Source organism: Streptomyces sp. NPDC055140 (assembly GCF_053607285.1).
This window is the reverse complement of the sequence record NZ_JBSGTG010000001.1, coordinates 162,656-182,065: the sequence shown is the minus strand read 5'-3', so window position 1 is coordinate 182,065 and position 19,410 is coordinate 162,656. Positions and strand designations below refer to the sequence as shown.

At 70.1% G+C, this 19,410-nt stretch carries 17 protein-coding genes; 10 read left to right on the top strand and 7 right to left on the bottom strand.

Going from position 1 to position 19,410, the window contains the following annotated elements; genetic code table 11:
* Window positions 1–40: 40 nt before the first annotated feature.
* The gene (locus ACWFR4_RS00865; RefSeq protein WP_453467084.1) at window positions 41–340 is read right to left on the bottom strand and encodes a GlsB/YeaQ/YmgE family stress response membrane protein; all 300 of its coding nucleotides are present in this window, start codon (window positions 338–340) and stop codon (window positions 41–43) included.
* Between the two features lie 150 nt (window positions 341–490).
* On the opposite strand from ACWFR4_RS00865, the gene ACWFR4_RS00860 reads away from it, so the two are divergent.
* Window positions 491–856 carry a cupin domain-containing protein gene (locus ACWFR4_RS00860; RefSeq protein WP_382511843.1) on the top strand — a complete coding sequence of 122 codons (366 nt, stop codon included), beginning with the start codon at window positions 491–493 and terminating at the stop codon, window positions 854–856.
* A 48-nt stretch (window positions 857–904) separates the two neighbouring features.
* Here ACWFR4_RS00860 and ACWFR4_RS00855 read toward each other — a convergent pair whose 3' ends face one another.
* From ACWFR4_RS00855 to ACWFR4_RS00845, 3 genes are all read right to left on the bottom strand, one after another.
* On the bottom strand, window positions 905–2,257 hold the full coding sequence (locus ACWFR4_RS00855) for an MFS transporter (protein ID WP_453650087.1): 1,353 nt from the start codon (window positions 2,255–2,257) through the stop codon (window positions 905–907).
* A gap of 51 nt (window positions 2,258–2,308) precedes the next feature.
* Window positions 2,309–2,905 (bottom strand): methylated-DNA--[protein]-cysteine S-methyltransferase, encoded by a 597-nt coding sequence (locus ACWFR4_RS00850; RefSeq protein ID WP_453467087.1) that lies wholly within the window; start codon window positions 2,903–2,905, stop codon window positions 2,309–2,311.
* A 78-nt stretch (window positions 2,906–2,983) separates the two neighbouring features.
* A complete protein-coding gene (locus ACWFR4_RS00845) occupies window positions 2,984–3,859 on the bottom strand; it encodes a glycerophosphodiester phosphodiesterase (RefSeq protein WP_453650085.1) in 876 nt (291 codons plus the stop codon).
* 267 nt (window positions 3,860–4,126) lie between these two features.
* On the opposite strand from ACWFR4_RS00845, the gene ACWFR4_RS00840 reads away from it, so the two are divergent.
* The 7 genes from ACWFR4_RS00840 (at window position 4,127) to aroQ (ending at window position 13,064) form a co-directional block, all read left to right on the top strand.
* Window positions 4,127–4,933 carry an MHYT domain-containing protein gene (locus ACWFR4_RS00840; RefSeq protein ID WP_453467097.1) on the top strand — a complete coding sequence of 269 codons (807 nt, stop codon included), beginning with the start codon at window positions 4,127–4,129 and terminating at the stop codon, window positions 4,931–4,933.
* A 40-nt stretch (window positions 4,934–4,973) separates the two neighbouring features.
* The gene (uvrB, locus tag ACWFR4_RS00835) at window positions 4,974–7,121 is read left to right on the top strand and encodes an excinuclease ABC subunit UvrB (protein WP_453467091.1); all 2,148 of its coding nucleotides are present in this window, start codon (window positions 4,974–4,976) and stop codon (window positions 7,119–7,121) included.
* 179 nt (window positions 7,122–7,300) lie between these two features.
* Window positions 7,301–7,903, top strand: a complete 603-nt coding sequence (locus tag ACWFR4_RS00830; RefSeq protein ID WP_227294093.1) for a TerD family protein — start codon at window positions 7,301–7,303, stop codon at window positions 7,901–7,903.
* Window positions 7,904–7,951: 48 nt separating this feature from the next.
* Window positions 7,952–9,952, top strand: a complete 2,001-nt coding sequence (locus ACWFR4_RS00825) for a TerD family protein (protein ID WP_453650083.1) — start codon at window positions 7,952–7,954, stop codon at window positions 9,950–9,952.
* Between the two features lie 243 nt (window positions 9,953–10,195).
* Entirely contained in the window at window positions 10,196–11,212 is a 1,017-nt protein-coding gene (locus ACWFR4_RS00820) for a TerC family protein (protein WP_453467095.1), read from the top strand.
* 192 nt (window positions 11,213–11,404) lie between these two features.
* On the top strand, window positions 11,405–12,505 hold the full coding sequence (locus ACWFR4_RS00815) for a calcium:proton antiporter (RefSeq protein ID WP_326713564.1): 1,101 nt from the start codon (window positions 11,405–11,407) through the stop codon (window positions 12,503–12,505).
* A gap of 85 nt (window positions 12,506–12,590) precedes the next feature.
* Window positions 12,591–13,064: a type II 3-dehydroquinate dehydratase gene (gene aroQ, locus ACWFR4_RS00810; RefSeq protein WP_227294089.1), complete on the top strand. Its 474-nt coding sequence runs from the start codon at window positions 12,591–12,593 to the stop codon at window positions 13,062–13,064.
* Between the two features lie 58 nt (window positions 13,065–13,122).
* On the opposite strand, the gene ACWFR4_RS00805 is transcribed toward aroQ, so the two are convergent.
* Entirely contained in the window at window positions 13,123–13,779 is a 657-nt protein-coding gene (locus ACWFR4_RS00805; RefSeq protein WP_383992767.1) for an MBL fold metallo-hydrolase, read from the bottom strand.
* Window positions 13,780–13,788: 9 nt separating this feature from the next.
* On the bottom strand, window positions 13,789–14,478 hold the full coding sequence (locus tag ACWFR4_RS00800) for a maleylpyruvate isomerase family mycothiol-dependent enzyme (protein WP_453462064.1): 690 nt from the start codon (window positions 14,476–14,478) through the stop codon (window positions 13,789–13,791).
* 221 nt (window positions 14,479–14,699) lie between these two features.
* Here ACWFR4_RS00800 and uvrA point away from each other — a divergent pair, with 221 nt between their 5' ends.
* Window positions 14,700–17,765: an excinuclease ABC subunit UvrA gene (gene uvrA, locus ACWFR4_RS00795; protein ID WP_453462061.1), complete on the top strand. Its 3,066-nt coding sequence runs from the start codon at window positions 14,700–14,702 to the stop codon at window positions 17,763–17,765.
* Between the two features lie 78 nt (window positions 17,766–17,843).
* Here the strand turns inward: uvrA and ACWFR4_RS00790 are convergent, their stop codons facing one another.
* Window positions 17,844–18,425, bottom strand: coding sequence for a YceI family protein (locus ACWFR4_RS00790; RefSeq protein WP_453462058.1), 582 nt, complete (start codon window positions 18,423–18,425; stop codon window positions 17,844–17,846).
* Between the two features lie 101 nt (window positions 18,426–18,526).
* On the opposite strand from ACWFR4_RS00790, the gene ACWFR4_RS00785 reads away from it, so the two are divergent.
* On the top strand, window positions 18,527–19,390 hold the full coding sequence (locus ACWFR4_RS00785) for a helix-turn-helix domain-containing protein (protein WP_453462055.1): 864 nt from the start codon (window positions 18,527–18,529) through the stop codon (window positions 19,388–19,390).
* The last annotated feature ends 20 nt before the right edge of the window (window positions 19,391–19,410 follow it).

The window sequence follows — 19,410 nt, the reverse complement described above, 5'->3', positions numbered from 1 at the left end:
CCGCCACTCGTACGGGGCTTGGTTGTACGGGCGTCGAGGTTCAGTGGCGGGTACGGCTCCATGAGCGGCCGCGTGACCGGCCGCTCGTCCGGCCGCGGTCGAGCAGGGCCACACCCAGGGCGGCCAGGCCGATCTGGATCAGCCACTCCACCCAGTCGATCCCCTTGGTGTCCGCGACACCGATGCCCGCGGCGATGGCCGAGCCGAGCAGCGCGGCCACGATGCCGACGACGACCGTCGCCAGGATGCCGATGCGCTGACGGCCGGGCAGCGCGAGCCGGCCCAGGACGCCGATGACGATGCCGATCACGATCGCGCTGATGACGCCGGAAATCTCCATGTCCCCACGACTCCCTAGAACCCGGGCACGCGGCGCCCGGGACGTTGTCCCCAGGTCTCTTCCCCTTGACGAGCCGTCCAGTCCGGGCCGCGACCGAGGTACGGGTCGTCCAGTGAACAGAGGGGGCCACGCTGCCTAGAGTGACCGTTCATGACCACGAACGATCAGGCCACTGCTTCTTTTGCCGTACACATCCCGGACGTCGCACTCGAACCGGAGCCCCTCGATCCGGAGCAGATCGTCTCGGGCGACCCCGTCGTCACGGGCAAGGTGCTCTGGGAGTCCGCCGACGGCAAGCAGCTGCGGGGCATCTGGCAGATCACGCCGGGCGTGGTCACGGACACCGAGGCGAACGAGCTGTTCGTGGTCGTCTCCGGCCGCGCCACGGTCGAGGTCGAGGGCGGGCAGACCCTGGAGGTGGGCCCCGGCGACGCGGCGGTACTGCGCGAGGGCGACCGTACGACGTGGACCGTGCACGAGACCCTGCGGAAGGCGTACCACATCACGCTGCCCTGACCGGCGTCATATCGACCGCGGTGACCGGCCGCGGTCACGCCGCCCTGATCACCTGGTCGCGGGCCGCCGGCTGAAGAGGGTGAGCGCGGCGAGCGGCAGCAGGAGGCAGGCCGCGGCCAGGTTGAGCCAGGCGTAGCTCGCCGTCGCGACGACCAGGCCCGCGGCCGCGCCGCCGACGCCGGCCGCCGTGTTCATGGTCAGGTCGGACAGGCCCTGTGCGGCGGCCCGCGCGGCCTGCGGCACCGAGTCGGTCAACAGGGCCGAACCGGAGACGAGGCCGGCGGACCAGCCGAGCCCCAGAACGAACAGGCCCGCGGCGGTCTGCCCGTGGTTGCCGCCCGCCGTGCCCGCGAGCAGCGCCGCACAGGCGAGCAGGCCCACGGCGAGGCCGATAACGGAGAGCCGCCCGAGCCGGTCCGACAGCCGTCCCATCACCGGCGAGAACGCGTACATGCCCGCGATGTGCCCGCTGATGACCAGGCCGATGAGATCGATGCTCGCACCGTGATGGCCGAGGTCGACCGGCGTCATCGACATGATGGAGACCATCGCGGTGTGCGAGACGGCGACGGTCACGAGGGCGAGCCGGGCACGCGGCGACGCGGCGACCGCGGCGAACCCGGCCCTGATCGACCGCGCTCCGGCCGACTTCTCCTCCTCGGGAGCCAGGGCGCGGGCGGTCAGGAGCGGGTCGGGACGCAGCAGGACCTGCACCATGACGGCCGAGACGAGGAAGACTCCGGCCGCCCAGAGGAAGGGCCCCGCCGCCGCGGGGATGCCGAGCCCGGCGACGCTGCGGCCCGCGGGCGCCGCGATGTTGGGCCCGAGCACCGCGCCGATCGTGGTGGCCCACACGACGTTCGAGATCGCCCGCGCCCGGCGCTGTGGCTCGGCCAGATCGGCCGCCGCGAACCGCGCCTGGAGATTCGCCGACGAGGCGGCGCCGAACCCGGCCATGCCGACGAGCAGCAGCGGGAAGCTCCCCACCGCGGCGGCCAGCACGACGACCCCGGCCCCCAGTGCGCCGATCAGATAGGCGAGGACGAGCCCGGGCCGCCGCCCCCGTGCCGTCATCAGGGCGGCGAGCGGGACGGACAGCAGGGCGGTCCCGGCGACCGTCGCGGTCGGCGCGAGCCCGGACAGCGCCTCGTCCCCGCTGACCTGCTTGGCGAGCACGGCGGCGAGCGCGATGCCGGTGGCGACACCGAGCCCGCCGAGTATCTGGCTCGCGACGAGCACGGCGGTGACACGACGGCGCAGCCCGGCCAGGTCCTCGGGCGTCACGGGGACGGAGGGCCGGCGGCGCGCGGCGGAATCGGGTATGAGCACCGGCGCAGTGTGCCAGTCGGCACCCACCCGCGAACACAGGGCGTCCCCGCGCGGCCCGGCACCCCCAGGCATCTGGGGGTCAAAACGGCGGCTCCCGTGTCTCGGAACAGCGGCTCCCGTGCCTCAGAACAGCGGCTGCGGAAGGACCCCTTCCAGCGCGAGCAGCTGCCGCTTCGTCTCCAGGCCGCCGCCGAATCCGCCGATGCCGCCGTCGCTCTCCACGACGCGGTGGCACGGCACCACGACCGGTAGCGGATTGGCCCCCATGGCCACGCCCACCGCCTGCGCAGCCCCCGGCTGCCCGACGCGGCCCGCCAGATCCCCGTAGCCGACGACCGTGCCGAACGGGACACCGGACGCGAGCTCGCGCAGGACCTGCCGGTTGAACCCGGCGATCAGCGACCAGTCGAGCGGCAGCTCGAAATCGCGCCGCTCACCGGCGAAGTAGGCCTTCAGCTGACGTATGGGCTCGGCCAGGAGCGGCGAGTCCGGGGCCTCCACCGGCTCGGTCCCGAGCCGGGAACCGAGCCGCTCGACCGCCGGGTCCCGCACGGCGGGGGAGGCGTGGAAGACGACATTCACCAGCCCGGCGTCCGTCGCGGCGAGGAGCAGCGGCCCGATGTCCGTGCCGACGACGGCCCAGACAACCGTGAGCCCGGCACTGTGTGCGGCACTGTTCCCGGCGCTGTCCCCAGTGGCTTTCTGCCCATTGGCGTTCATGCCGACCACCGTACGGGGAGCCACTGACAACGGGCCGCGCCGTCCGCCGGCCTCGCCTCCCCCTGCCCGTCGTCCGCTCTACTCGCGGCCGCCCACTGCCTTACGCACGACATCGGGGACGTTCGTGATGATGCCGTCCACGCCGAGACCGGCCGCGCGCCGCGCGGTCGCCGCGTCGTTCACGGGCCAGGTGAAGAGCTGGAGGCGCTTGCCGTGCGGGCCCTTGAAGGCGTGCACCGATGCGACGTACCAGTCCGAGATCGTCCCGTTGCTGGGGTTGATCTGATCTGCGAACTGGGCGTACCGGGGCAGGTCGCTCACGGCGGGGGTGCCGAGGAAGCCCGTTGTGATGTCCGGGCGGCGCACGTGCAGGGTCCGTACACTGTCGGCGCTGAAGCTCTGGATCACCAGGCGGTTCCTGACGTGATCGCGGTTGAGCCAGCCCTCCTTGCCGAGCACGCGCAGGACGTCCTTCTCGATGCCCGGGTAGAGTTCCGGGGCCTTGATCTCCATGAGGAGTTTCTGGTGGTTGTGGTCGACCCGATCCAGGTACTGGGTGAGGGTCGGCACGCGGGCGCCGGTGAACTCGGCGCCCTTCCAGCTGCCGGCGTCGAGCTTGGCGATCTCCGCCGCGGTGAAGTCGCCGACCTTGTACGGGGCGCGGCCGGGGAAGACCTGTTCGACGTTCGTGGTGCGCGCCAGATTCGTGTCGTGGATGACGACGAGCCGGCCGTCCTTGGTGCGCTGCACGTCGTTCTCGACCCAGTCGAAGCCGAGCTTGTCGGCCTTGTCGATGGCCTGGAGGGTGTTCTCGGGCGCGTACCCGGAGGCGCCGCGGTGTGCGATGACGACGGGTGCGTCGTGCTGCTGGGCCGCCTCGGCGGCGGTGGGGAGGACCAGGACGCCGACGAATCCCGCCAGGGCGGCGGCCGCGGTGGTTGCGTGTGCGGACACGTGTACTCCTCGCGTCGAGGGATCAAGGACTGGACGAGAGTGACAGTCGGTTGCCAACGGAAGACAGGTGAAGGATGGCCACACACTGAACGGAGTGGTGGGAGGACGTGCACCCCGCGGGTGGGTGTCGTGAGGCTTTGCCGGAAAATCGGTCAGACGTTCCCGGGGGAGCCTTAATCTCTGCTCCAATCGCGGTCGCTCCGGCAGTCGCTGCCAGGGGTGCAAACGGAACGCATCAGGAACATCAGGGCGGAAGGGCTGCGGCGGATGCAGGGCACGGTCGACGGATTCAGCTATGGACTGGTCACGCCGCTGGTGGCGTTCTTCATGGCCTGCCTCGGCGGGGCGCTGGGTCTGCGCTGCACCACCAGATCGCTGCTCGTCACCCAGTCCTGGCGGCCCGGCTGGCTCGCGCTCGGCTCGGCGGCGATCGGGTCCGGAATCTGGACGATGCACTTCATCGCGATGATGGGCTTCCGCGTGCAGGGCACCCCGATCCACTACGACAAACTGACGACGTTCGCGAGCCTGGGCGTCGCCATGGTCATGGTCGGGGTCGGGATCTTCATCGTCGGTTACCGGGGCGCGACAGGAGCGGCCCTGTTCACCGGCGGCACGGTCACCGGTCTGGGTGTCGCGTCGATGCACTACCTCGGTATGGCCGGTATGCGCCTACATGGGACGCTTCAGTACAACACCTTCACCGTCGGCGTCTCCGTGGTGATCGCCATGGCCGCCGCCACCGCCGCACTCTGGGCCGCGGTCCAGGTCAGGGGGTTCGTCTGGAGCGTCGGCGCGAGCCTCGTCATGGGTCTCGCGGTGACCGGCATGCACTACACCGGAATGGCCGCCCTCAGCGTCCACGTGAACGGAAGCGGCGGCACCCCTGCCGGTGACACCCCCGCCGAACTCCTCGCGCCCCTGATGATCGGCCCCCTGTGCTTCCTGCTCCTGGCCGGCGTCGTGGTGGTGTTCGACCCGATGATGATGACGGGCAGGCCCGACCGGCTGGACGCCGTCGAGGCCGCGAGTAGGGCGGGCCGGACGGTGCGCCCGCTGCGGCGGGCAGGCTGATCCGGCCCCGTTGTCAGTGCGGGGTCGTACGGTGGATTCCATGCGGCCCGTATCCAAGATCGAACGCACGGTGGCGCCTTTCGAGGTCGTCAGTCCCTACCAGCCAAGCGGCGACCAGCCGGCGGCCATCGCCGACCTGGAGCGGCGCATCACCGCAGGTGAGAAGGATGTCGTCCTCCTCGGTGCGACCGGAACAGGTAAGTCCGCCACCACCGCGTGGATGATCGAGAAACTTCAGCGCCCCACCCTCGTGATGGCGCCGAACAAGACGCTGGCCGCCCAGCTGGCCAACGAGTTCCGCGAGCTGCTGCCGAACAATGCGGTCGAGTACTTCGTCTCGTACTACGACTACTACCAGCCCGAGGCGTACGTCCCGCAGTCGGACACCTACATCGAGAAGGACTCCTCGATCAACGAGGAAGTGGAGCGCCTGCGCCACTCCGCGACGAACTCGCTGATCACCCGGCGGGACGTCGTCGTGGTCGCCTCCGTCTCGTGCATCTACGGCCTGGGCACGCCGCAGGAGTACGTCGACCGCATGGTGTCGCTCAAGGTCGGCGACGAGATCGACCGGGACGAGCTGCTGCGCCGCTTCGTCGACATCCAGTACACGCGCAACGACGTGGCCTTCAGCCGTGGCACGTTCCGCGTCCGCGGCGACACCATCGAGATCTTCCCGGTCTACGAGGAGCTCGCCGTCCGCATCGAGATGTTCGGGGACGAGATCGAGTCCCTCTCCACCCTCCACCCCCTCACCGGCGAGGTCATCAGCGACGACGAGTCGCTGTACGTCTTCCCGGCCACGCACTACGTGGCGGGCCCCGAGCGCCTGGAGCGCGCGGCGAACGACATCGAGAAGGAGCTCGGGGAGCGCCTCGCGGAGTTGGAGAAGCAGGGCAAGATGCTCGAGGCCCAGCGGCTGCGCATGCGCACCACGTACGACCTCGAGATGCTCCGTCAGATCGGCTCCTGCTCCGGCGTGGAGAACTACTCGATGCACTTCGACGGCCGCTCGCCCGGCTCCCCGCCGAACACGCTGCTCGACTACTTCCCGGACGACTTCCTCCTCGTCATCGACGAGTCGCATGTCACCGTGCCGCAGATCGGCGCCATGTACGAGGGCGACGCCTCCCGCAAGCGCACCCTCGTCGACCACGGCTTCCGGCTCCCGTCCGCCCTGGACAACCGCCCCCTGAAGTGGGAGGAGTTCCAGGAGCGCATCGGCCAGACCGTCTACCTGTCGGCCACCCCGGGCAAGTACGAGCTCGCGCGGGGCGACGGCTTCGTGGAGCAGATCATCCGCCCCACGGGCCTCATCGACCCCGAGGTCGTGGTCAAGCCCACCGAGGGCCAGATCGACGACCTGGTGCACGAGATCCGCAAGCGCACCGAGAAGGACGAGCGCGTCCTCGTCACCACGCTCACCAAGAAGATGGCCGAGGACCTCACCGAGTACTTCCTGGAGCTCGGCATCCAGGTGCGCTACCTGCACAGCGACGTCGACACACTGCGCCGCGTCGAGCTGCTGCGCGAACTGCGCGCGGGTGAGTACGACGTCCTCGTCGGCATCAACCTGCTCCGTGAGGGCCTCGACCTGCCCGAGGTCTCCCTGGTGGCGATCCTCGACGCCGACAAGGAGGGCTTCCTGCGCTCCGGCACCTCCCTGATCCAGACCATCGGCCGCGCCGCGCGCAACGTGTCGGGCCAGGTCCATATGTACGCGGACAAGATCACTCCGGCGATGGAGAAGGCCATCGACGAGACCAACCGCCGCCGGGAGAAGCAGATCGCGTACAACAAGGAAAAGGGGATCGACCCCCAGCCGCTCCGCAAGAAGATCAACGACATCGTCGCGTCCATCGCGCGCGAGGACGTCGACACCGAGGAACTCCTCGGCTCCGGCTACCGCAAGGGCGCGAAGGACGGCAAGGGTGCCAAGGCGCCCGTGCCCGCGCTCGCCAAGGCGGGCGCCAAGAAGACCGGCGGCAAGGCCACAAAGGGCAAGGCGGCACAGCCGGTCCCCACCGACCGTCCCGCGGCCGAACTCGCCGAGCAGATCGAAGAGTTGACCGACCGGATGCGGGCGTCCGCCGCGGACCTCCAGTTCGAGATCGCCGCGAGGCTGCGTGACGAGGTGTCGGAGATGAAGAAGGAGCTGCGCCAGATGAAGGAGGCCGGGCTGGCCTGACGCCCCCCCGCACACCGCAGGCCCCACGGCATGCCGGACGGATCCGGCATGCCGCACGGTGTGTTGCAACACCGACACAAAGTCCTTGCCGGCGTGCGGCGTTGTCAGTGGCCCTGCGTAGGGTTCCCTCAACCGTTCGGACGGGCGGTGAAGAGCACAGTTCGAGAGGGGACGGACGCGTGACGGCCAACTTTTCCAAGGGTCCTGGTGTCAACCTGAGCAAGGGCCAGGCGATCAGCCTGCAGAAGCAGGACGGGGGCACCCTGACGGCCGTCCGGATGGGACTCGGCTGGCAGGCCGCCCCGCGCCGCGGCCTCTTCGGGTCCCGCACGCGCGAGATCGACCTCGACGCCTCGGCTGTCCTGTTCGCGGACAAGCAGCCGGTGGACGTCGTCTTCTTCCGCCACCTCGTCAGCGACGACGGCTCCGTGCGCCACACCGGTGACAACCTGGTCGGCGGCGCCGGCCAGGGCGGCGACGACGAGGCGATCCTCGTCGACCTCCAGCGCGTCCCGGTCCACATCGACCAGATCGTCTTCACGGTGAACTCCTTCACCGGCCAGACCTTCCAGGAGGTGCAGAACGCGTTCTGCCGCCTGGTCGACGAGACCAACGGCCAGGAGCTGGCCCGCTACACGCTCGACGGCGGCGGCCAGTACACCGCCCAGATCATGGCGAAGGTGCACCGTGCGGGCGCCGGCTGGCAGATGACCGCCCTGGGCTCGCCTGCCAACGGCCGCACGTTCCAGGACCTCATGCCGGCGATCCTGCCGGGCCTGTGAGGTAGCGGGAACACAGGAACAGACGGACGGGACGAGGGGGAGAAGGCGATGACGGCCGAGCTGGTCCGGGGGCAGAACCACCCCCTCACCCAGACCCGTCTGGAGATCCGCGTGTCGGCGGGAGCACCGGTCGTGGCGGGCGCGACGCTCAGCGACGACCAGGGCAGAGTGCACGGCCGCGACTGGGTCGCGCACCCCGGCGCCCCCGCGCTGCCTGGGCTCGAGGTCCCCCGGCAGGCGGCGGCCGACCACCGTCTCGCCGTCGATCTGGACGCCGTGCCCGAGGCCGCCCACCGCGTGAGCGTGCTGCTCGCGCTGCCCACCGGGCCCGGCGGTCCCGACCGCTTCGGCGCCGTCGCGGCCCCCTTCGTCGCCGTCACCGGACTCGACGGCTCCGAGGTCGCCAGCTACACCATCACCGACCTCGACGCCGAGTCCGCCGTCGTAGCCCTGGAGCTGTACCGCCGCCAGGGAGCATGGAAGGTGCGCGCGGTGGGCCAGGGGTACGCGGGCGGCCTCGGCGCACTCCTGACCGACCAGGGGTTTCCCGACGCGGGGGCTCTCGCGGGCGAGATCGGTGAAGCGGTGGCGCGAGGGCTTGCCCGTACGGTGGCGCCGCCTCCGCCCCGGACGGCGGCCTCAGGGGCGAGCGCCATGGCGGACACCGGAGCAGGGGCGTCCGTCGCCGGCGCCGCGATGCCGAGTACCACCCCGCCCCGCTCCAGCCAGCCTCAGTCACCCCCCGAGCCCCAGTCACCCCACGACCCCCAGCCGACGCACGAGCCCCAGCCGCAGGCCCACGCCTCCGGCCGGACGGGTGGCACGGGCCCGGTCAACTACACGCACCCCGGCCGACAGGCCCCCGCACCACCCGCCCCCGCGCCCACCGCGCCCCCCGGAGAGCCGGGGCAGCCCGCCCTCCCCGTCGCCGGTGACGCGACCGGCTGGTCCATGGACGAGCGGCTCTACAACCAGGTGTGGGGCATGTTCGAGGACCTGGCCCGCTGCGTCGCCGCGTACCGCAGCGCCGTCGACTTCGCGGACTCCCGTATGGAGCAGGAGCTCGACAAGGCCCTGTCCGACCCGCGCAGCCGGATCGGCGGCCAGGGGGACGTCGCGCGCGAGGCCGCCCGGGCCAAGCACGCACAGCTCGTCGACCGGGCGAGGGAGGTCCTCGACCGTGACCTCGCCCAGCTGGCCGCCGAGTCCGCCGTCGTCGAGCCCGCCCTGCCCCCGGCCTACGCGGGCTGGGACAACCCGGTCTGGCACGCGTACCGCAGCCCTATGGAGATCCCGATGGCCCTGCGCCTGGGCGACCTCCAGCTGCCCGAGTCCCGCAGCGTGGGCCTGCGCATCCCGATGCTCGTGCGGCTGCCCCTGGAGCGCGGCATGTGGATCGACAGCGGCCGCTCCGGTGCGGACGCGCTCACCGAGTCCGACGAGCTGCGCCGCCGCGCCATGCGCAGCGCCGTCGAGCTAGCCGCGCGCCTCCTCGCCGTCTACCCGGCGGGCGAGTTCGCCGTGCATGTCATCGACCCGGCCGGATCGGCTGCGGGAGCGCTCGCCCCGCTCGTGCGGGCCGGAGTGCTCGCCGCGCCGCCGGCCGCCGGGGTGGCCGGTGTCTCCGAGCTGCTCGCCCGGCTCACCCAGCGCGTGGACCTCGTACAGATGGCGGTCCGCGGCGGAGCGGCCGACGCGCTGCCACCCGACCTGGACACCGCCGAGCAGCTGCTGATCGTCAACGACTTCCCGCACGGCTTCGACGACCGCGCGGTGACCCGGCTGCGTTACCTCGCCGACGAGGGCCCCGCCGTCGGCGTCCACCTCCTGATGGTCGCCGACCGCGAGGACGCCGCCGAGTACGGACCGGTCCTCGACCCGCTCTGGCGGGCGCTGCTCAGGCTCACTCCGGTGCCCGACGACCACCTCGCCGACCCATGGGTGGGGCACGCGTGGACGTACGAGCCGCCGAATGTCCCGTCCGGCAGCCGGATCCTGGAGCAGGTCCTCGAAGAGGTCGCCAGAGCACGACGAGAGCAGGGCATCTGACTCCCCTGAGCACTGCTTTTGAACTTATCTTTACCGAACCCTTTACGTTTCATGGGTGTTTCCCGTAGGCTCCGACGAGCGGAGGGGAGTACTCCCGAACGCGGCGTTCCCGTCAATACGGACCGACACCGGTCCCGGGGCGTCGGCCCGAGGCGAGCTGAGGCCGCCCGGGTGGAAGAGACCTCCGGCAGCGACGACGCTGATCAGTAGCCGTACGACGCCGGAGGCGCAGTGGACGTATCGATGACCCTTTGGGTGCTGACCATTCTTGGTCTGGTCGCCCTGATCGCGGTCGACTTCTTCATCGGGCGCAAGCCCCACGACGTATCGATCAAGGAAGCCGGAATCTGGACGGTCGTCTGGATCGTGCTGGCCGCCCTCTTCGGGGTCGGTCTGCTGATCTGGGGGAGCTCACAGGCTTCGGGCGAGTTCTTCGCCGGCTTCATCACCGAGAAGTCGCTGAGCGTCGACAACCTCTTCGTCTTCATCCTGATCATGGCGAAGTTCTCGGTGCCGTCCCAGCTCCAGCAGCGCGTCCTGCTGTTCGGTGTGCTGATCGCCCTGGTGCTGCGCGCCATCTTCATCGCGGCCGGTGCCGCGGTCATCGCCAACTTCTCGTGGGTCTTCTACATCTTCGGCGCGTTCCTCATCTACACCGCCTGGAAGCTCATCCAGGAAGCGATGTCGGACGACGAGGAAGACGAGTTCGAGGAGAACCGCCTCCTCAAGTCCATCGAGAAGAAGTTCGGCGTCGCCGACCGGTACCACGGCACGAAGCTGTTCATCCGGGTCAACGGCAAGCGGATCCTGACGCCGCTCATGGTCGTCATGCTGGCGATCGGCACGACCGACGTGCTGTTCGCGATGGACTCGATCCCGGCGATCTTCGGCCTGACTCAGGACCCGTACATCGTCTTCACGGCCAACGCGTTCGCGCTGATGGGTCTGCGCCAGCTGTACTTCCTCATCGGCGGACTCCTCAGGAAGCTGGTCTACCTCAGCTACGGCCTGTCGGTGATCCTCGGCTTCATCGGCGTGAAGCTCGTCCTGCACGCGCTGCACGAGTCCGGGGTGCACGTGCCGGAGATCTCCATCCCGGTCTCCCTGGCCGTCATCTGCGGCGTCCTGGCGATCACCACCATCGCCAGCCTCATCGCCTCCAAGAAGCAGGCGCAGAAGCAGGCCCTCGACGGCGGGGACGACGGCGACCAGGACGGCGACGCGACCGACGGCGCCCGCAAGGACAGCATCAAGGCCTGACCCGCCCGGCACGGAGCCCGACATAGAGCCCGACACGGAGCCTGACACAAGGCCCGGTCGGCCCGGCTCGGAGCCCGGCACAGAGAAGGAGCGCGCGGCCGGCAGCCGCGCGCTCCTTCACTCGTTCGGGCCCTCGCGCACGTGCCCGTCCCGAAGTCGCGGCCCCCGCACCGTCGGTGCACCATCGAAGGCATGATCGCTGGGCTTCGGAGACTGGTCACGCAATGGACGGCCGTCGTCCCCGTCCTCGCGGTCGTCCTGCTGGTGTTCACCTGGGGTCGCTCGCTGCCGGGCGCCGTCGTGGCCGTCGTCTCCGTCGTGCTCGCCGCGTCCGTACTCGCGGCCGTCCACCACGCCGAGGTGGTGGCCCACCGCGTCGGCGAACCCTTCGGCTCCCTCGTACTTGCCGTCGCCGTCACCGTCATCGAAGTGGCGCTGATCGTCACCCTCATGGTCGATGGCGGCGAGAAGGGCGCCACGCTCGCCCGCGACACGGTCTTCGCCGCAGTCATGATCACCTGCAACGGCATCGTCGGACTGAGCCTGCTCGCCGCCGCGTTCCGGCACCGCGTCGCCGTCTTCCAGTCCGAGGGCACCGGCGGCGCGCTCGCCACGGTCGCCACCCTGGCCACGCTCTGCCTGGTCCTGCCGACGTTCACCACGAGCAAGCCGGGCCCGGAGTTCTCCACCTCGCAGCTGATCTTCGCGGCCTCCGCCGCGCTCGTCCTGTACGGGATCTTCGTGGCGACCCAGACCGTGCGGCACCGCGACTACTTCCTGCCGATCACCAAGCAGGGCAACGTCATCGACGGCGACGACCACGCGGACGCGCCCACCACCCGCACCGCCCTGATCAGCCTCGGCTTCCTCGGACTCGCCCTCGTCGCCGTCGTCGGTCTCGCCAAAGGCGTGTCCCCGACGATCGAGTCGGGCGTCGAAGCAGCCGGGATGCCGCACTCCGTCGTCGGCGTGATCATCGCGCTCCTCGTACTGCTGCCCGAGACGATCGCGGCTCTGCGCGCGGCCCGTCGTGACCGCGTCCAGACGAGCCTCAACCTCGCGCTGGGCTCCGCGATGGCCAGCATCGGACTGACCATCCCGGCCGTCGCCATCGCGTCGTTCTGGCTGTCGGGGCCCCTCGTCCTCGGGCTCGGTGCCACGCAGATGGTGCTGCTTGTCCTGACGATGCTGGTGAGCACGCTGACCGTCGTCCCGGGCCGCGCCACCCCGCTCCAGGGCGGAGTTCACCTCGTGGTGTTCGCCGCGTATGTGGAGCTCGCCGTCACGCCGTGACGGTCACGGTGATACGGCCGGGCAGCGCAGTGACGCCTCGTGATAGACCCTGGGTGAGCAGCCGCCCGACGCACGGAGGTCCCCTGTGCCCCGCACCCTTGCCAACGCCCCGATCATGGTTCTGAACGGTCCGAACCTGAACCTCCTCGGCCGCCGGCAGCCGGAGATCTACGGGTCCGACACCCTCGCGGACGTCGAGGCCCTGTGTGCCAAGGCCGCGGCCGTGCACGGCGGGAGCGTCGACTTCCGGCAGTCCAACCACGAGGGCGAGCTGGTGGACTGGATCCACGAGGCGCGCCAGAACCACGTGGGCATCGTGATCAACCCGGCCGCCTACTCGCACACGTCGGTGGCGATCCTGGACGCCCTCAAGGCGTGCGACGGCCTGCCCGTCATCGAGGTCCACATCTCCAACATCCACCAGCGCGAGGAGTTCCGGCACCACTCCTACGTGTCCCTCAGGGCCGACGGAGTGATCGCCGGATGCGGGGTCCAGGGATACGCGTTCGCGGTGGAGCGGGTGGCCGCCCTGGCCGAGCCCGGCGTGGCCACGGTCTAGTACCGCCGGACTCTCATGCTCTGTGGAGTGAACACGCCCGGCGCGGCCGGGCGTTGACTCACCAGCCGCGCTCGCGCCACTCCGGCAGATGCGGCCGCTCGGCGCCGAGCGTCGTGTCGTTCCCGTGCCCGGGGTAGACCCATGTCTCGTCGGGGAGCCGGCCGAAGATCTTCGACTCGACGTCGTCGATCAGGCTCGCGAAGGCCTTCGGGTCCTTCCATGTGTTCCCCACGCCGCCCGGGAACAGGCAGTCCCCGGTGAAGACATGGGGGTGGCCGTGCGGGTCGTCGTAGACGAGGGCGATCGAGCCGGGCGTGTGGCCGACCAGGTGCCGGGCGGTCAGCGAGACCCGGCCCACGGTGATCGTGTCCCCGTCCTCGACGAGCACGTCGGTGGGGACCGGGATGCCCTCCGCGTCGTAACGGCCCGCGTACGTACGCGGGCCCGTGACCTCCACGATCCGGGCGAGCGCCTGCCAGTGGTCCCCGTGCTGATGCGTCGTGACGACGGACGCGATGCCGTCGTCCCCGATCAGGGTCAGCAGCGTCTCCGCGTCGGCGGCCGCGTCGATGAGGAGCTGCTCGCCGGTGGCGCGGCAACGCAGCAGATATGCGTTGTTGTTCATCGCGCCGACCGCGACCTTGGAGATCATCAGGTTCTGCAGCTCGTGCACATCTGCCGGGCCGCCGACCTTCACCGCTCCGCTGTACGTCATGGACTCAGCCTATAGCGGGGGTACGACAGGCAGCCGTCCGCCTTCGACGGTGAGCCCGGAGCCGTCGCGCCGCCCGGAGAGCCAGCCGAGCAGCTCCGGGGCGGGGCCCGCGACACCGACCGGCGCCGTCCCGGCGCCGCCGCCCGTCGTCCACACCCGGCCGCCGTCCGACTTCAGAGCGGTCGACGGCATGTCCTGGTGCCCCGCGAAGCGCTCGGCGAGGAAGTCGATCTCCCGCTCGACGAACTCCGCCGGCAGATCCTCCAGGTCGTACCCGATCCCGAGGTCGACGTGGTGCAGGTCGACCTCGCCCCAGCGCCGGAAGGGAATCCGGGAGGCGGAGTCCTTGACGCCGTTGCGCAGCTCGACCGTGCGCGCCCAGTCGGCCGGAACTTCGGCCTGGGCCTCGAATCCGGCGGCGCTGGTCCGCAGGTCGGCGAGCTGCTCGCGGAGGTCGCGCGGTGCGTCCCGCTCGATGTCCGCGTCGCGCGCCTCGGCGCTCGGGTACATGGGCCGGCCCGCGAGCACGTTCGCGAGTGCGTCCGCGTTACGGGCGAGGTGGGCGAGGACGTGGGCCCGGGTCCAGCCGGGAAGCCGTGACGACTCGGCCACAGCCGCGTTGTCCAGCGTGCCGACAGCGGTGAGGAGTCGGTCGGTCGCTTCACGTACAGAGGCCAGGTCGCGCACATGATCGCTCATGACGCAGACGATAGCGGCGCCACTCGATCGGGTGAAGGCGGCCGACCGAGTCCGGAAATCGAATGTACGTGCTATAAGCTCGGGAGCGGCATCGGGCATTCTTGGTGGTCCGGGTTTGTTACCAACCATGGAAAACAGTCCATCGCTGACGGTGGCCCCCCTAGTCTCGAAAGACAGGGGCCCCGCCCCTGTTGCTTCTCTCAAGAAAGGTGCGGACCGGCGTGGCCGACCGTCTCATCGTCCGTGGCGCGCGCGAGCACAATCTCCGTAACGTCTCGCTCGACCTTCCGCGCGACTCGCTCATCGTCTTCACGGGTCTGTCGGGGTCCGGCAAGTCGTCGCTCGCCTTCGACACGATCTTCGCCGAGGGGCAGCGGCGGTACGTCGAATCGCTCTCCTCGTACGCACGTCAGTTCCTCGGCCAGATGGACAAGCCGGACGTCGACTTCATCGAGGGCCTCTCCCCGGCCGTCTCGATCGACCAGAAGTCGACCTCGCGCAACCCGCGCTCCACGGTCGGCACCATCACCGAGGTCTACGACTACCTGCGCCTGCTCTTCGCGCGCATCGGCAAGCCGCACTGTCCCGAGTGCGGCCGCCCCATCTCGCGCCAGTCGCCGCAGGCCATCGTCGACAAGGTCCTCGACCTGCCCGAGGGCAGCCGCTTCCAGGTCCTCTCGCCGCTCGTGCGCGAGCGCAAGGGCGAGTTCGTCGATCTCTTCGCCGACCTTCAGACCAAGGGGTACAGCCGTGCCCGGGTCGACGGACAGACGATCCAGCTGTCGGAACCGCCCACCCTGAAGAAGCAGGAGAAGCACACCATCGAGGTGGTCGTCGACCGCCTCACGGTGAAGGAATCCGCCAAGCGCCGCCTGACCGACTCCGTGGAGACCGCGCTCGGCCTCGCCGGCGGCATGGTCGTGCTCGACTTCGTCGACCTCCCCGAGGACGACCCCGAGCGCGAGCGCATGTACTCGGAGCACCTGTACTGCCCGTACGACGACCTGTCCTTCGAGGAGCTGGAGCCCCGCTCCTTCTCCTTCAACTCGCCCTTCGGCGCCTGCCCGGACTGCTCCGGCATCGGCACGCGCATGGAGGTCGACCCCGAGCTGATCATCCCGGACGAGGACAAGTCCCTCGACGAGGGCGCCATCCACCCCTGGTCGCACGGGCACACCAAGGACTACTTCGGACGTCTCATCGGCGCCCTCGCGGACGCGTTGGGATTCCGGACCGACATCCCCTTCGCGGGCCTGCCGCAGCGCGCCAAGAAGGCCCTCCTGTACGGCCACAAGACGCAGATCGAGGTCCGCTACCGCAACCGGTACGGCCGCGAGCGGGTCTACACGACCCCCTTCGAAGGTGCCGTCCCGTTCGTCAAGCGGCGCCACAGCGAGGCCGAGAGCGACTCCAGTCGCGAGCGCTTCGAGGGCTACATGCGCGAGGTGCACTGCCCCACCTGCGAGGGCACGCGCCTCAAGCCGATCGTCCTCGCCGTCACGGTGATGGAGAAGTCGATCGCCGAGGTCGCCGCGATGTCCATCAGCGACTGTGCGGACTTCCTGGGCGAGCTGAAGCTCAACGCGCGCGACAAGAAGATCGCCGAGCGGGTCCTCAAGGAGGTCAACGAGCGGCTGCGGTTCCTCGTCGACGTCGGCCTCGACTACCTCTCGCTCAACCGCGCGGCCGGCACCCTCTCCGGTGGCGAGGCCCAGCGCATCCGTCTCGCCACGCAGATCGGCTCCGGCCTCGTAGGCGTGCTCTACGTCCTGGACGAGCCCTCGATCGGCCTGCACCAGCGCGACAACCACCGCCTGATCGAGACCCTCGTACGGCTGCGCGACATGGGCAACACGCTCATCGTCGTCGAGCACGACGAGGACACCATCAAGGTCGCCGACTGGGTCGTCGACATCGGCCCCGGCGCGGGTGAGCACGGCGGCAAGGTCGTCCACAGCGGTCCCTTGAAGGAGCTGCTCACCAACGCCGAGTCGATGACCGGCCAGTACCTGTCGGGCAAGAAGTCCATCCCGCTGCCGGACATCCGGCGCCCCGTGGACCCGACGCGCAGGCTGACCGTGCACGGCGCCCGTGAGAACAACCTGCGCGACATCGACGTGTCGTTCCCGCTCGGCGTCCTGACCGCGGTCACCGGTGTCTCCGGTTCCGGCAAGTCGACCCTGGTCAACGACATCCTGTACACGCACCTCGCCCGCGAGCTGAACGGGGCGCGGAGCGTTCCCGGGCGGCACACGCGCGTGGAGGGCGACGACCTCGTCGACAAGGTCGTGCACGTCGACCAGTCGCCGATCGGCCGCACCCCGCGCTCGAACCCGGCGACGTACACCGGAGTCTTCGACCACGTCCGCAAGCTGTTCGCCGAGACCACCGAGGCGAAGGTCCGCGGCTACCTGCCGGGACGCTTCTCCTTCAACGTCAAGGGCGGCCGCTGCGAGAACTGCTCCGGCGACGGCACGATCAAGATCGAGATGAACTTCCTGCCGGACGTCTACGTCCCGTGCGAGGTCTGCCACGGAGCGCGCTACAACCGCGAGACCCTGGACGTCCACTACAAGGGCAAGTCCATCGCCGAGGTCCTGGACATGCCCATCGAGGAGGCTCTCGGCTTCTTCGAGGCGGTCCCGGGCATCGCCCGCCACCTGCGCACGCTGAACGACGTCGGCCTCGGCTACGTCCGGCTCGGCCAGTCCGCGCCGACCCTCTCCGGAGGCGAGGCACAGCGCGTGAAGCTGGCGAGCGAGCTGCAGAAGCGGTCCACGGGACGCACCGTCTACGTCCTCGACGAGCCGACCACCGGTCTGCACTTCGAGGACATCAGCAAGCTCATCACCGTCCTGTCGGGTCTTGTCGACAAGGGGAACTCGGTGATCGTCATCGAGCACAACCTCGACGTCATCAAGACCGCCGACTGGGTCATCGACATGGGCCCCGAGGGCGGTAACGGCGGTGGCCTCGTCGTCGCCGAGGGCACCCCCGAAGAGGTCGCGGGCGAACCGTCCAGCCACACCGGCAAGTTCCTGCGCGACATCCTCGGCGCCGACCGGTTCAGCGACGCGACGGTGCCCGCGGCGCGTACGAAGAAGACGGTGGCGGCGAAGAAGGCCGCGGCCGCGAGGAAGACCGTCTCGGCGACGGCGAAGGCCCCGGCGAAGAAGGTGGCCACGGCCAACACCACGGCGGTCGGGAAGCCGGCCACGAAGGCCGCGGCGAAGAAGCCGGCCGCGAAGAAGACCGCGACGAAGTCCACGCGGGCCCGCAAGGCCTGAGCGCGGGCGGTCCGCGACCGCACGGAAAACAACTGGCGCCCCACGGGAACTCCCCGTGGGGCGCCGGGCGTTCATCTGTCAGCCACCCTGGCCCTGCGGCTCGACGAACTGCATGTCCAGCTGAATCTTGACAACATCACCAAGAAGACCGGCCCCGAAGTCCAGGCCGAAGTCGCTCCGGCGGATTTCGCCCGTCGCCTCGAACCCCGCATGCCGGCTCCCGTCCAGCGGCACGTCCACCACCCCGCCGAACTCCACGGCGAGCGCCACCGGCCGCGTCACGTCACCGATGGTCAACTCGCCCTCCAGGGACCAGTCGTCGTCCTTCCCCGACACCCCGTGCGAGACGTACGCCATCGTCGGACGGCGCTCCACGTCCAGCAGATCGGCCTGGCGGACGTGCGCGTCACGGTCGGCGTTGCCCGTGTCGATCGAGGCCAGTGCGATGGTGGCGCTCACCCTGATGTCGTCCACCCTCTCGCCGACGTACAGCGCGGCCTCCACCTGCGCGAAGCGCCCCCGCACCTTCGCGATCCCGAGATGCCGGATGGTGAAGTTCACTGCCGAGTGCAGCGGGTCGAGCGTCCAGTCGCCGGCCGCCAGGGGCAGTGCGGTGGCCGAAGTCGTAGCAGTAGTGGCGGAGTTGTCGTCGTAGGTCATGCGCCCACCTTGCGGTCACCGGCGGACCGGAGGAAGGCCGAGCCAAGACTGGTAGTGACAGGGCCACGATCAGCGACCCCTGACGTTGATACGTTCGACGGGTGAGCGACAACGAGTTGGGCACCTATCTGCGCACCCGGCGAGAAGCCGTCACACCCGCCGAGGTGGGGCTCCCCACCGGCGCGCGGCGGCGCACCCCGGGCCTGCGCCGCTCCGAACTGGCCACGCTCGCCGGCATCAGCGTCGAATACCTCACCCGCCTCGAACAGGGCCGCGACCGCAACCCGTCACCCCCGGTCCTCGGCGCCCTCGCCGACGCGCTGCTCCTGCCCGTCGACGAGCGCTTTCTGCTCCGCCGCCTCGTGAAGGAGTCCGACGGGGACGCCATGTGCTGCGCGGGTGCGACGGCCGCTCCCCCCTCACGCACGATCCGCCCCACAGTGCGAGCCCTCCTCGACCGCCTCGAACCCACCCCGGCGGTCCTGGTCAACTGGATCGGCGACGTCATCGCGTACACCGACGCCTACGAGCGATACGCCCGCCCGCTCGGCATCCTCGACGCCCGACAGCCGAACGTCGTGCGGTACGTCTTCACCGACGAGCGCGCCCGCACCGCGTACCCCGAATGGGACCGCGTGGCCGACGAGCAGGTCTCCCACCTCCGGCACGGGGCATCGATCCACGACCCGCACGTCGCCGCGCTCGTCGACGAACTGACCGTCACCGCGGGGGCGCCCTTCGCCGACCGGCTCGCCGCCGTCCCCTCCCTGCCGCGGCGCACCGGCGTGGACGTCGTCGCGCACCCCGAGGCCGGCACACTCCGCCTGGCGTACGAGACGCTGGCCATGCCCGAGGCCGACGGTCAGCGCCTCGTGGTCCACCTCCCGGCCGACGACGCCACGGCGGCCGCCCTCGACCGCCTCTACGGCCGCAGACCGGGGGCGCTGCGTGCGGTCAACGGGTGACCGGCGGGGCGTGCACGGCT